The 11,980-nt window shown below is 65.9% G+C and carries 14 protein-coding genes; 6 read left to right on the top strand and 8 right to left on the bottom strand.

Features of this window, described 5'->3' with window-relative positions; translation table 11 throughout:
- Window positions 1-124 precede the first annotated feature (124 nt).
- The 5 genes from LDO22_RS03115 to LDO22_RS03095 all read right to left on the bottom strand — a co-directional run bounded on the left by LDO22_RS03115 (window position 125) and on the right by LDO22_RS03095 (window position 4,160).
- Complete coding sequence (locus LDO22_RS03115; protein WP_224026068.1) at window positions 125-1,222, bottom strand: biotin/lipoate A/B protein ligase family protein; 1,098 nt, start codon at window positions 1,220-1,222, stop codon at window positions 125-127.
- A 97-nt stretch (window positions 1,223-1,319) separates the two neighbouring features.
- Window positions 1,320-1,577 (bottom strand): type B 50S ribosomal protein L31, encoded by a 258-nt coding sequence (locus tag LDO22_RS03110; RefSeq protein WP_018771158.1) that lies wholly within the window; start codon window positions 1,575-1,577, stop codon window positions 1,320-1,322.
- A gap of 175 nt (window positions 1,578-1,752) precedes the next feature.
- The gene (locus LDO22_RS03105) at window positions 1,753-2,562 is read right to left on the bottom strand and encodes an RNA methyltransferase (RefSeq protein ID WP_224026067.1); all 810 of its coding nucleotides are present in this window, start codon (window positions 2,560-2,562) and stop codon (window positions 1,753-1,755) included.
- Between the two features lie 7 nt (window positions 2,563-2,569).
- Window positions 2,570-3,355, bottom strand: a complete 786-nt coding sequence (locus tag LDO22_RS03100; RefSeq protein ID WP_224026066.1) for a sulfite exporter TauE/SafE family protein — start codon at window positions 3,353-3,355, stop codon at window positions 2,570-2,572.
- Window positions 3,356-3,374: 19 nt separating this feature from the next.
- Window positions 3,375-4,160, bottom strand: coding sequence for an ABC transporter ATP-binding protein (locus LDO22_RS03095; protein WP_159632023.1), 786 nt, complete (start codon window positions 4,158-4,160; stop codon window positions 3,375-3,377).
- A gap of 126 nt (window positions 4,161-4,286) precedes the next feature.
- Between LDO22_RS03095 and serB the strand changes: the two genes are divergently transcribed.
- Window positions 4,287-5,180 carry a phosphoserine phosphatase SerB gene (gene serB / locus LDO22_RS03090; RefSeq protein ID WP_224026065.1) on the top strand — a complete coding sequence of 298 codons (894 nt, stop codon included), beginning with the start codon at window positions 4,287-4,289 and terminating at the stop codon, window positions 5,178-5,180.
- 77 nt (window positions 5,181-5,257) lie between these two features.
- Here the strand turns inward: serB and LDO22_RS03085 are convergent, their stop codons facing one another.
- Entirely contained in the window at window positions 5,258-6,022 is a 765-nt protein-coding gene (locus LDO22_RS03085; RefSeq protein WP_159632025.1) for an SDR family oxidoreductase, read from the bottom strand.
- Window positions 6,023-6,162: 140 nt separating this feature from the next.
- Window positions 6,163-6,888 (bottom strand): beta-ketoacyl-ACP reductase, encoded by a 726-nt coding sequence (locus LDO22_RS03080; protein ID WP_159632026.1) that lies wholly within the window; start codon window positions 6,886-6,888, stop codon window positions 6,163-6,165.
- Between the two features lie 151 nt (window positions 6,889-7,039).
- On the opposite strand from LDO22_RS03080, the gene LDO22_RS03075 reads away from it, so the two are divergent.
- Genes LDO22_RS03075 through LDO22_RS03060 form a run of 4 tightly spaced genes read left to right on the top strand, consistent with a single transcriptional unit; the run spans window position 7,040 to window position 9,090 of the window.
- Window positions 7,040-7,471 (top strand): DUF3099 domain-containing protein, encoded by a 432-nt coding sequence (locus tag LDO22_RS03075; RefSeq protein ID WP_224026064.1) that lies wholly within the window; start codon window positions 7,040-7,042, stop codon window positions 7,469-7,471.
- Window positions 7,468-7,731, top strand: a complete 264-nt coding sequence (locus tag LDO22_RS03070; RefSeq protein WP_159632028.1) for a hypothetical protein — start codon at window positions 7,468-7,470, stop codon at window positions 7,729-7,731. Before LDO22_RS03075 ends, LDO22_RS03070 begins: the two co-directional genes overlap by 4 nt.
- Window positions 7,732-8,610 carry an SURF1 family protein gene (locus LDO22_RS03065; protein WP_224026063.1) on the top strand — a complete coding sequence of 293 codons (879 nt, stop codon included), beginning with the start codon at window positions 7,732-7,734 and terminating at the stop codon, window positions 8,608-8,610.
- A 3-nt stretch (window positions 8,611-8,613) separates the two neighbouring features.
- A complete protein-coding gene (locus LDO22_RS03060) occupies window positions 8,614-9,090 on the top strand; it encodes a YbaK/EbsC family protein (RefSeq protein WP_224026062.1) in 477 nt (158 codons plus the stop codon).
- Here the strand turns inward: LDO22_RS03060 and LDO22_RS03055 are convergent.
- Window positions 9,087-10,685 (bottom strand): ABC-F family ATP-binding cassette domain-containing protein, encoded by a 1,599-nt coding sequence (locus LDO22_RS03055; RefSeq protein WP_224026061.1) that lies wholly within the window; start codon window positions 10,683-10,685, stop codon window positions 9,087-9,089. The genes LDO22_RS03060 and LDO22_RS03055 overlap by 4 nt on opposite strands.
- A 210-nt stretch (window positions 10,686-10,895) precedes the next feature.
- Here LDO22_RS03055 and LDO22_RS03050 point away from each other — a divergent pair, with 210 nt between their 5' ends.
- Entirely contained in the window at window positions 10,896-11,960 is a 1,065-nt protein-coding gene (locus tag LDO22_RS03050; protein ID WP_224026060.1) for a spore photoproduct lyase family protein, read from the top strand.
- The last annotated feature ends 20 nt before the right edge of the window (window positions 11,961-11,980 follow it).

Here is an 11,980-nt window from a genome sequence, read left to right as displayed (position 1 = left end):
TCGCTGCGCTCGGCTAGGGTACCCTGCCGGCGTGGGCCCACTCATCGGTTGCTGAGTAACTGCCGTTTTGAGGCGCCAAAACGGCAGTTACTCAGCAATGGATGGGTCGGGATAGTGGATGGAGCTAGGGGACGCGGTGGAGCCATTCCGGAGTGCCGAACTTGGCCGCCACCTTGTCCTCGGCAGCTGCGAGCTCGTGTCCCGCGAGCGTTGATGGTGTGGCCCCGTAACGCTCGCTGAAAACCTCGATCATCGCCTCGATGATGGCCGTGCGGGCCAGGCCGGTCTGGCGGCGGAGCGGATCCACCCGCTTCTTGGCGCTGCGGGTACCCTTGTCGGACAGTTTCTCCTTGCCGATCCGGAGGACCTCGACCATCTTGTCGGCGTCGATGTCGTAGCTCATGGTGACGTGGTGCAGCATGCCGCCGTTGGCGAGGCGCTTCTGCGCGGCGCCGCCGATCTTTCCCTGGTCCGTGGCGATGTCGTTCAGCGGGATGTAGAAGGCGTTGATGCCGATCTTTTCCAGCGCGGCCATGACCCAGGCGTCAAGGAACGGGTAGGAGTCGGCGAAGCTCAGTCCGTCCACCAGGGTCTGGGGCAGGTAGAGCGAGTAGGTAATGCAGTTGCCGGCCTCCATGAACATCGCTCCCCCGCCGCTGATCCGGCGGACCACATTGATGCCGTGCCTGGCCACGCCCTCGGGATCCACCTCGTTCTGCACCGACTGGAAGCTGCCGATGACCACCGACGGTTCCTGCCAGTCCCAGAACCGCAGGGTGGGCGTGCGCGCCCCCGAGCCCACGGCCTCGGTGAGCACCTCGTCAAGGGCAACGTTGATTTCCGTGGGAAGCACGGTGGGCGCGATGACGTTCCACTCGTGGTCTCCCCAGGAGGTCGCCTTGGCCAGGGCACGCCGGACCGTCACGGCAACGGCATCCGCGGAGAAGCCGAACAGCACGGCTCCGGCCGGCAGGGCGGCTGTGACGGCGGCTGCGAGGTCTGCGGCAGGTATGGTCTCCGGAAGCCCGGTCAGCGCCCGGTTGATGTCCTCCAGGGCCTCGTCCGGCTCCAGGAAGAAGTCGCCACTGACGGAGACGTCCGCCAGTGCGCCGTCCACCACCGCCAGGTCCACCACCACCAGTTTGCCGCCGGGAACCTTGTACTCCCCGTGCAGGCGCTGGTTGCTGTCGGCATTATTGGCAGGAAATCCGGACTCGCTCATGCTTCCCATCCTGCCCCAGAAAGCAGGTGTGCGGTTAACGCGGAAGGCCCGCACCGTTTCCGGTGCGGGCCTTCTGCAAACAAGCTTGGCGAAGGAATTACTTCTTGCCGCCGAAGCCCTTGAAGCGAGCGTTGAAGCGCTCGACGCGGCCTGCAGAGTCCATGATGCGCTGCTTGCCCGTGTAGAACGGGTGGGACTCGGAAGAGATTTCGACGTCGATGACCGGGTAGGTGTTGCCGTCTTCCCACTCGATGGTCTTGTTGGAAGACACGGTGGAGCGGGTCAGGAACTTGGTGCCGGAGGCCAGGTCGTTGAAGACAACAGCTTCGTACTTCGGGTGGGTATCAGACTTCATAATGGGACCTTTGTTCGCGCAACTGGATTTTGCCAGCTGCCAGGTATGAATGGGATGGCTGCGGTCTGTCGCATCAGCCGAAGCTGAAAAAGCAGGACAACCAGCTATCAATCATAGCTGATCCGCCAAGGGCTGACGAACCGGCGCCCCTGGCGGCAGGTGGTGGCGCCGCAGGTCAGTCCCGGGCGCGCAACTCCCAGAAGGCGACGGCCGAGGCAGCGGCCACGTTCAGTGAATCCACCCCGTTGCGCATGGGGATTTTGACGGCAAGGTCGACGGCGGCGAGCGTCTCCGGGCTCATGCCGGCACCTTCGGTGCCAAGCACCAGGGCGAGTTTGTCCACGTTGCGGGAGGCGACGGCGTCGACATCCTCTGCCTCCGGTGTCAGTTCCAGGGCCGCGACGGTGAAGCCGTGGTCCTTGAGCACCCGCAGGTCCCCGGGCCAGTCCTGCAGGCGTGCCCAGGGAACCTGGAACACGGTGCCCATGCTGACCCGGACGCTGCGCCGGTACAGCGGGTCGCCACAGCGTGGCGAGACCAGCACGGCGTCGATGTCCAGCGCCGCCGCTGAGCGGAAAATCGCACCCACGTTGGTGTGGTCCACGATGTCTTCCAGCACGGCCACGCGGCGCGCCCCGGCGAGGAGTTCGGGCAGCGGCACCGGAGCCGGGCGCTGCATGGCTGCCATGGCGCCACGGTGCAGGTGGAACCCGGTGATTTCCTCCAGCAGGGCAGCCGAACCGATGAACGCCGGAACGTCCGGGTACGTCTGGAAGACGTCGTCGAGGTCCGCCATCCACTTCTCGGCGAGGAAGAATGACCGGGGCCGGTGCCCGGCTGCAAGGGCCCGGCGCAGGACCCGCGAGGACTCGGCGATGTACATGCCCTCGGCGGGTTCACGGAGCTTGCGCAGGTGCACGTCGGTCAGGGTGGTGTAATCGCTGACGCGCGGGTCATCGGCGGATTCGAGGTAGTGGAAAGTCACCGGGTGATTATTTCAGCAGGTTGGCGATCATCACGCCGAGGGCCACGATGCCCAGGCTGAAGATCACAGCGCGCAGGACCCGGGGCGAGAGCTTGCGGCCTACCTTCGAGCCCAGGAGGCCGCCGATCGTGGAGCTGATGGCGATCAGCAGCACCACCAGCCAGTTGATCCGGTCGAAGGCGAACAGGAGGTAGGAGATGGCGGCCACCATGTTCACGCCGAGGACCAGGATGTTCTTCATGGCGTTGGCGTTCTGGATAGTGCCGGTAAGGAACACGCCCAGGATGCCGACCAGCAGGATTCCCTGTGCCGCGACGAAGTAACCCCCGTAGACACCGGCCAGGTAGACCAGGACCACCAGGAGGACGCCGTGGCGTTTGTCCCGGACGGCGTGTTCGGGGTTGGCCTCGCGGTTGCGCACCCAGTCCTGGAGCCGAGGCTGGAACACCACCATCAGCAGTGCCAGGACCAGGAGGACCGGGGCGACGTAGTGGAAGACCTTCTCCGGCAGGTGCAGCAGGAGCCAGGCGCCGGTGACGCCGCCCAGGACCGAGGCGGGAAGGAGGCGCAGCACCTGCCGTCCCCGGCCGGCCAGCTCTCGGCGGTAGCCGAAGGCCCCGGCGCCCGTTCCGAAGACCAGGCCCATGGCATTGCTCATGGAGGCGGTGACGGGTGCAACGCCCAGGGCGATGAGCACCGGAAAGGTCACGAGCGTGCCGGAGCCCACCACCGCGTTGATGGTACCGGCCCACAAGCCGGCGATGAACACAATGATGCTGCTGAAGAGTTCCAAGGTAGTAGCGCAGGCCCGTCTAGCGGCGTGCTGTGGCGGTGTAGCGTCCCGCGTTCTCGGAGACATCCAGAGGAAGCCCGAAGGTGGTGCTCAGGTGCTCTTCCGTCAGGACCTCGGTGATGGGGCCGGCGGCCACCACGCCGCCGTCGCGCAGCAGCATGGCATGGGTGAAGCCCGGCGGGACTTCTTCAAGGTGGTGCGTGACCAGGACCATGGCCGGGGCCGATTCGTCCCGGGCCAGCTCGCCCAGCTTGTGGACCAGTTCCTCGCGGCCGCCCAGGTCCAGCCCGGCACCGGGCTCATCCAGGAGCAGCAGTTCGGGGTCCGTCATGAGCGCCCGGGCGATCTGGACCCGTTTGCGCTCGCCCTCGGAGAGAGTGGCGAACGTCCTGTTCAGCAGCGGACCCATGCCCCAGTCGTTCAGGAGCCGGAAGGCGCGCCGTTCGTCGTCGCGCTCGTAGCCCTCCCGCCAACGGCCCGTGACGCCATAGGCGGCCGTGACCACGACGTTGAGGACGTTCTCGTGCTCCGGAATCTGGGTGGCAAGGGCTGCCGAGGAAAGGCCGATGCGGGGCCGGAGTTCGAAGACGTCAACACGGCCCAGGACTTCGTCGAGGATGCCGGCGGTGCCGCTGCTGGGGTGGAGGCGGGCCGCCGCGATCTGGAGAAGGGTGGTCTTGCCGGCCCCGTTGGGTCCCAGGATGACCCAGCGTTCGCCCTCGTTGACCTGCCAGTCAACCTTGTCCAGCAGGGTCTTCTTACCACGGACAACGCTGACGGAGTCCAGTTCCAGAACATCACTCATAGGAGTAGACACTAGGACAAAAAAGAAGATGACTGATAACCGGTGTGAAGGCTCCCTAAAGGGTTTCGCCGCGGCCGCCCGCAACGAATTCAGGACACCCCACCCGCGCTGACTAAGATTGCAGGCATGACTTCGAACGTGACTGCGGTCAGCTATGGCCTGAATATGACCCCCGCCGGGCTGGAGCAGCTGCGTTCCGTCCTTTCGTCACACGGCGCAGAGCTGCTGTCTGAATCCTCCGCCGGTGACAGCCGGTATGGGGTCCAGGTTCTTGACCTGGCCCTTCCCGACGCCACCGCGGCCGGCCTGGCCGCCCTCCGCCGGGCTGTGGCGGATGCCGCAACCGATGGTTTTGACACGGCCCTGGTGCCCTCCGGGCTCCGCTCTGCGGCCCGCAAGCTGCTGATCATGGATGTGGACTCCACCCTGATCCAGCAGGAGGTCATCGAACTCCTGGCCGCGTACGCCGGCAAGCGCGAGGAAGTGGCGGCCGTAACGGAAGCTGCCATGCGCGGCGAACTCGATTTTGCCCAAAGCCTCCACGCCCGGGTGGCGGTGCTCGCGGGGCTGCCCGCCGACGTCGTCCATTCCGTCCGCAAAGAAGTGAAGCTCAGCGAAGGTGCCGATCAGCTCGTGGCCGCTTTCAAAGCCGCCGGCCACACGGTGGCTGTGGTGTCCGGCGGCTTCAACCAGATCCTGGAGCCTATTGCCGGGGACCTGGGCCTGGACTACTGGCAGGCCAACGAGCTGGAAATCGTCGACGGCGCGCTGACCGGCAAGGTGCTGGGCGCGGTCGTAGACAGGGCAGCGAAGGAAAAGTACCTGCGGGAGTGGGCTGCCGCCGAGGGCATCGCGCTGGAGCACACCATCGCCGTGGGCGACGGCGCCAACGACCTGGACATGCTGGGCGCCGCCGGGATCGGGGTGGCCTTCAACGCCAAGCCCGCTGTCCGCGCCGTGGCCGACGCCGCCCTGAACATGCCGTACTTGGACGCCGTCCGCCACATCGCCCGGGTCTGAGCCCCCGCAACGCCCCATAACAAAGCGGCCCCCGCCGCCGGATTACCCGGCGGCGGGGGCCATCTGCCAGCTGCTGCTTAGCTGGAAGCCTGCCCGGCGCTCTTGCCGAAGTAGTCGGCACCGCCGGCGTACTCAGTGTGGCCGGACTCGACGTCGGCCGTTGCCATTCCGGCAACAACCTGCGCGAACTCCTCCACCGAGTACAGCTTCCCGGCTTCGGCGCGGCGCGCTTCGATGGCGCCCGGGGTGGAGCGGTCCAGGAGCGTGGCGGTGACCGTGCCCTCGATCATGTCGCCGGACACCACCACCAGGCTGATGCCCTTCTCCGCCAGGTTGGGGATCAGGTCCCGGAGTGCGTCCTCGCCGGCGCGCTTGCTGCGGGCCACCGGCTCGTAGGCCGGCATGGTGGGGACGGTGTTGATGAAGTGGGCCTGGTGGCTGGTCACGAAGACCACGCGCGAGCCTTCCTTCATCAGGGGCACCGCCGCGTTGAGCATGTTCACCTGGGCGTCGCGGTTCAGCTTGAGTGCGTAGTCCTCCCCCATTCCGGTCTCCATGCCGCCGGAGGCGTTCAGGACCAGGATGTCCAGGGACCCGAAGTTCTCCATGGCGGCGCTGGCCAGGGCCTGGACACCCTCCTGGGTGGTGAGGTCCGCGCCGACCGCGACGGCCCGGCCGCCGTCGGCTTCGATGCCCTGCACCACTTTGTTGGCGCGGGGTGCCTTCTGGCGGTAGTTGACCACGACGGCGGCGCCCTCCGAGGCGAGGATCTTGGCTACGTCAGCGCCAATGCCCCGCGATGATCCGGTGACGATCGCCGTCTTGTTGTCCAGCAGTCCCATACGAGCTTCCTTTGTTCGAAACATCTAAATCGTTGTGGCCTGCAGTCCATCATGCCAGCGGCCATGGTCAATATCCGTTGTCTGACTTCGACAAATAAGGACCGCGGGGCTAGTTTGCTGCAGCGGCGGAGGCCGAAGGGTCAGTGGCCCATGCCCAGGCCGCCGTCCACGGGGATGACGGCACCGGAGATGTATGCGGCTTCGTCACTGGCGATCCAGCGGACCACGTTGGCTACCTCTGCAGCTTCAGCGAAACGGCCGGCGGGGATGCTGGCGAGGTAATCCTTTTGGGTGGCCTCGGGGAGTTCGGCGGTCATGTCCGTGTTGATGAATCCGGGTGCCACCACGTTGGCGGTAATGCCGCGTGAGCCCAGTTCGCGCGTAAGGGAGCGGGCGATGCCCACCAGGCCGGCCTTTGAGGCGGAGTAGTTGATCTGTCCCGGCGCCCCGTACAGGCCCGAGACCGAGGAAATGAGGACCACGCGGCCCTTGCGCAGCCGGATCATGCCTTTTGACGCACGCTTGATCACGCGGAAGGCGCCGGTCAGGTTGGTGTCGATCACTGAGGTGAAGTCATCCTCGCTCATGCGCAGCAGCAGCGTGTCCTTGGTGATGCCGGCGTTGGCCACGAGGACTTCCACCGGACCGTGGGCAGCTTCCACTTCCTTGAAGGCGGCATCCACGGAAGCCTCGTCGGTGACGTCAGCCTTGACGCCGAGGATGCCCTCCGGCAGCTGGGTTTCGCTGCGGTAGGTCACAGCCACCTTGTCGCCGTTGGCGAGGAACGCCTGCGCGATGGCCAGCCCGATACCGCGGTTGCCGCCGGTGATGAGGACGCTGCGCGGTGCGGTAACTGCTTCAGTCATGGAGGTGCTCCGGAATTCTGCGGCAGGCTGCGCCGCGGTAGAGGGTGTGGTTTGGCTGGAACCGATCTTAGCGGCAGCCCTGCCGCGGGTTTGGGCAGCACTGCCGATGGTGCGAGAATTAAGGGAAGCCTTTGGAGCGTGATCATTCACCGTGACCCTTGAAAACCATGCGGGACGTCCGGCGCCCGAAGAACCGGGCCGGTTCTCCGGCGACACCGAGGTCCACAGCATTACGGATGCCGCCGCCGCGCATTCGGAGGATATGCGCCAGCGGATGATTAAGTACGCCCTGGCGATGGGCATCCGCATGGTCTGCCTGATCCTCATTTTCGTGGTGGACGGCTGGTTCAAGATCATTGCGGTGGCGGGCGCGGTCTTCCTGCCGTGGTTCGCCGTGGTGATTGCCAACGGCAGCGACAAGGCAGAAACGCCCAGTGACCTGCTGCTGGATTCCGCGCCGCTGGCCGAGCTGGAAAGCCCTGCCCCTCCAGTGGCGGATGAGGAACCGGGAAACGCCGTGCTGCAGGGCGAACTGGTGAAGGACGAGGACCCGGAGCAAGGGGAGGAGCGGCAGGCATCATGAGCATTTTCGATTTCGCAGCGGGAACGGACGTGGCATCGGAGGCTGCCGCCGTCTGCTCCAGGAAGGCGTGCAGGGCCCAGGCGTCCTGGCAGCTTCTCTGGAACAACCCGAAAATCCATGCTCCTGAGCGGCGCAAAACCTGGCTGGCCTGCGCCGACCACCGGGACTGGCTGGAGGACTACCTGCAGACGCGTGGCCTCTGGAAGGAAACGCTCCCGCTGGAAGCCGCCGGGGACGCCCCCCTGGAGCAGGACATCTGAATGTACCGTTTCCTCTTTTCCAGCAAGTGGCTGGGCTATCTCCTGCTGGCCGCCATCTTTGCCACCGCGTGCGTTTTCCTGGGCCGCTGGCAGATGGACCGGCGCGCCGAGACTCTGGCCGAAATCAACCGCGTCGTCAGCAATTACTCGGCGGCTCCCATTCCCTTCGCCCAGGCACGGGACCAGTTCACCCAGCTGGACCCGGCCAAGGAATGGACCCAGGTCGAGCTGAAAGGCTCCTACGATGCCGCCGGGCAGCGGGTTGTGCGCAACCGGCCGCTCAATGGGCAGCCCGGGTACGAGGTGGTGGTCCCGTTCCGCCTCACCACGGGCGAGACCGTTGTCATCGACCGCGGCTGGCTGCCCATCGGCAACAAGAATCCAGGCAGCCCTGACTCCGTGCCCGCCCCGCCCTCCGGTGACGTGACCGCCGTCGTCCGTTTGAAGCATGGTGAGCCGGAGCTGCAGCGCGGGGCGCCCGAGGGGCAGCTGGCATCCATTGACCTTCCCACCTACTCAGCGCAGCTGGGTTATCCCCTGATGACGGGTGCGTACGGCCAGCTGGCCTCGGAAACGCCGGCGCCGGCGGAGATGCCGGTTGCCTTCCCCAAACCGTCCACTGACGAGGGGACGCACTTGTCCTACTCGCTGCAGTGGTTCGCTTTCGGGGTCCTGATGTTCGTGGGCTTCGGCTACGCGGCCCGGCAGCAGGCGCGTAACGCAGCGATCGACGCCGAGGACCAGGACGAGCCGGAACTGGACGGAGCGGTCCACTCCGCCGTCCAGGCCGCCCGGCGCCAGCCCGCACCGCCGCGCAAGCGTAAGAAGGCGACGGCCGAGGAGGAAGAAGACGCCCTCCTGGACGCGCAGGGGTACTAGGACGTGGAGAAGCACGACGGCGGTCCGGTCGCCTTGGTGCGCGCCGCGCTGGTCGAGGCCGGAGTCGGCGACACCGTGCGGACTTTTTCCGCGGGGGTGCCCACGGCAGCCGCCGCGGCCCAGGCGCTGAAATGCGATCTTGCCGCCATCACCAACAGCCTCATTTTCGACGTCGGCGGCGAACCCCTGCTGATCCTCGCCAGCGGTGCGGCCCGTGTTGATACGGCGCTGGTTGCGGCCCGGCTCGGGACCGGCAAAATCCGCCGGGCCTCCCCCGCATTCGTCCTGGACCACACCGGACAGAAGGTCGGCGGGGTCGCCCCGGTGGGCCACCCGAAGAGAATCAGGACACTTTTGGATGAAACCCTGCAGGCCCACGGGCTGCTGTGGGCCGGGGCAGGTGACCACAACTCGATGTTCAGCATCACCTACCAGGACCTGCTCCGCATCACCGGGGCCCTGGAACTGACGGTGCGCTAGGCCAGGGTGATCAGGTCCAGGTAGTCCTCGTTCCAGAGGTCTTCCACGCCGTCCGGAAGCATGACGACCCGTTCGGGGTTCAGGGCCTCGACAGCACCTTCGTCGTGGCTGACCAGCACGACGGCGCCGGTGTAGTTCCGGAGCGCGCCGAGGATTTCCGCGCGGCTGGCGGGGTCCAGGTTGTTGGTGGGCTCGTCGAGGAGAAGGACGTTGGCGCTTGAGGCCACGATGGTGGCCAGGGCCAGGCGGGTCTTCTCACCACCGGAGAGCACGCCTGCGGGCTTGTCCACGTCGTCGCCGGAGAACAGGAATGAGCCCAGGATGCCCCGCACCTCGGCGTCCTTCATGTCCGGTGCGGACGAGCGCATGTTCTCCAGCACGGTGCGGTTGTGGTCCAGGGTTTCGTGCTCCTGGGCGTAGTAGCCCACCTTGAGGCCGTGGCCCGGGATGACCTCACCGGTGTCGGGGGTATCCACACCGGCGAGCATGCGCAGCAGGGTGGTCTTGCCGGCACCGTTGAGGCCAAGGATGACCACCTTGGACCCGCGGTCGATGGCCAGGTCCACGTCGGTGAAGATCTCCAGCGACCCGTAGGACTTGCTGAGCCCGTCCGCGGTGAGCGGGGTCTTGCCGCAGGGTGACGGGTCCGGGAACCGCAGGGCTGCCACGCGGTCCTGCTCACGGACAGCTTCCAGTCCGCTGAGCAGCCGCTCGGCACGCTTGGCCATGTTCTGCGCGGCAACAGCCTTGGTGGCCTTGGCCCGCATCTTGTTGGCCTGGTCCATGAGGACCTGCGCCTTCTTTTCGGCGTTGGCCCGTTCACGCTTCCGGGCCCGCTCGTCAGTTTCCCGCTGCAGGAGGTAGCGCTTCCAGTCCATGTTGTAAAAGTCGATCTTGGCACGGTTCGCGTCCAGCAGGAACACCTTGTTCACGGTGGCTTCCAGCAAATCGGTGTCGTGGCTGATCACGATCAGGCCGCCCTGGTGGTTCTTCAGGAAGTCACGCAGCCAGGCGATGGAGTCGGCGTCGAGGTGGTTCGTCGGTTCGTCCAGGAGCATGGTTTCGGCATCCGAGTACAAGATGCGGGCAAGCTCCACGCGGCGCCGCTGGCCGCCGGAGAGCGTCTTGAGCGGCTGGTTCAGCAGCCGGTCAGGGAGGGCAAGGTTGGAACAGATCGAGGCTGCTTCGGCCTCGGCTGCGTAGCCGCCCGCGGCGAGGAACTCGGATTCCAGCCGGTCGTACCGGTTCATGGCCTTGCGCTGGACGTCGGCGTCCTCGCTCGCCATTTCGTCGTGCGCCTTGCGCAGTTTGCCGACGACGATGTCCAGGCCTCGGGCGGAAAGGATCCGGTCACGCGCCAACTGTTCCATGTCGGGGGTCCGCGGGTCCTGGGGCAGGTACCCGATTTCTCCGCTGCGGGTCACCTTGCCGGCGGCGGGCAGGCCTTCGCCCGCGAGGACACGGGTCAGCGTGGTCTTGCCCGCGCCGTTCCGGCCCACCAGGCCGATCTTGTCCCCTTTGTCGATGCGGAAGCTCACCTGGTCCATGAGGAGCCGGGCACCGGCGCGCAGTTCAAGATCCTGGACAGTAATCACAGCAGGTAAGGCCTTTCACAACAGGGAACGCCACGGTCCGCGCACTGTGTGCGAAGGGACGCTGGGGCAGAGTGGCCGGAGAACGGCACTATCCAGTCTACCGTCCGGCGGGCCACGCCAGTTTCAGCAGCAGAAACTTCCGGCCGTCCGGTGATGGCGCCGTGGGCTTAACTGCCGCCTGCGCCCCGGAGGTTCAAGCAGAATGGGGTCATGGAATTCGATCGGCTGCTCCAAATCCGGCGTATTTACGCACAGCCAGCCGCCCTGGAGCTGCCCCGTGGCCAGCAGATTGTCGCGCGCTGGCCTGACGCCGACGTCGTACTGGTGGACAGCCATTGGAACATCCCGGACCTGCACGGTGACGAAACCAACGTGCCGCGCTGGTCACGGATCAAAACGGAAGCGCTGGTCCTGGGGATCAAAAGATCGCTGACCGTCAAACCCAATGGCCGCTCGGCAGACTTCATTGCACCTTCCACGGCGAACGGCTGCACCATGGCGTGCGCCTACTGCTACGTTCCGCGGCATAAGGGCTACAGCAATCCAATTACGGTGTTCGCCAACATCGACCAGATCGCTGCGACGCTGGAGCGGCACGCCACCCGCCAGGGGCTCAAGCTGGAGCCCAACCAGTGCGACCCGGAACTGTGGGTCTATGACATCGGCGAAAACAGCGACTGTTCGGTGGATGCGCTGCTCAGCCCCAACGTCGAGGAACTTGTGGGGCTTTTCCGCGAACTGCCCAACGCCAAGCTGTCCTTCGCCACCAAATTCGTCAACCGGGAAATGCTGGCGTGGGACCATGGCGGCCACACCCGGATCCGCTTCTCCCTGATGCCGGCGGACCTGGCCAAGTCCATTGACGTCCGGACGTCGCCGGTCGTGGAACGGCTGGCCGCGGTCAATGACTTTGTCGACGCAGGCTACGAAGTGCACGTGAACTTCTCCCCCGTCATCATCACCGACACCTGGCTGGCCGACTGGGAAGCGCTGCTCCGCCAACTCGATGCGACATTGACGGAGGCAGCCAAGGCCCAGCTCGCGGCGGAGGTCATCTTCCTGACCCACAACGAGCAGCTGCACGAGGTCAACCTGGGCTGGCATCCGCAGGCTGAGAACGTCCTGTGGCGCCCCGACCTCCAGGAATCAAAAACCTCGTCCAACGGTTTCAACAACGTCCGCTACCGATTACGGGCCAAGGCCGGTTACGTGCGGCAGCTGACCGGACTGATCCAGGACATCGCACCGTACTGCCGCATCCGCTACGCGTTCTGAAACGCGCGGCCGGTGCGGCA

Origin of the sequence: Arthrobacter sp. NicSoilC5 (genome assembly GCF_019977395.1) — a bacterium.
In the GTDB taxonomy this organism is placed as follows: domain Bacteria; phylum Actinomycetota; class Actinomycetes; order Actinomycetales; family Micrococcaceae; genus Arthrobacter.
The sequence above is the reverse complement of the archived record's forward strand: the minus strand, read 5'-3'. Positions and strand labels throughout refer to the sequence as shown.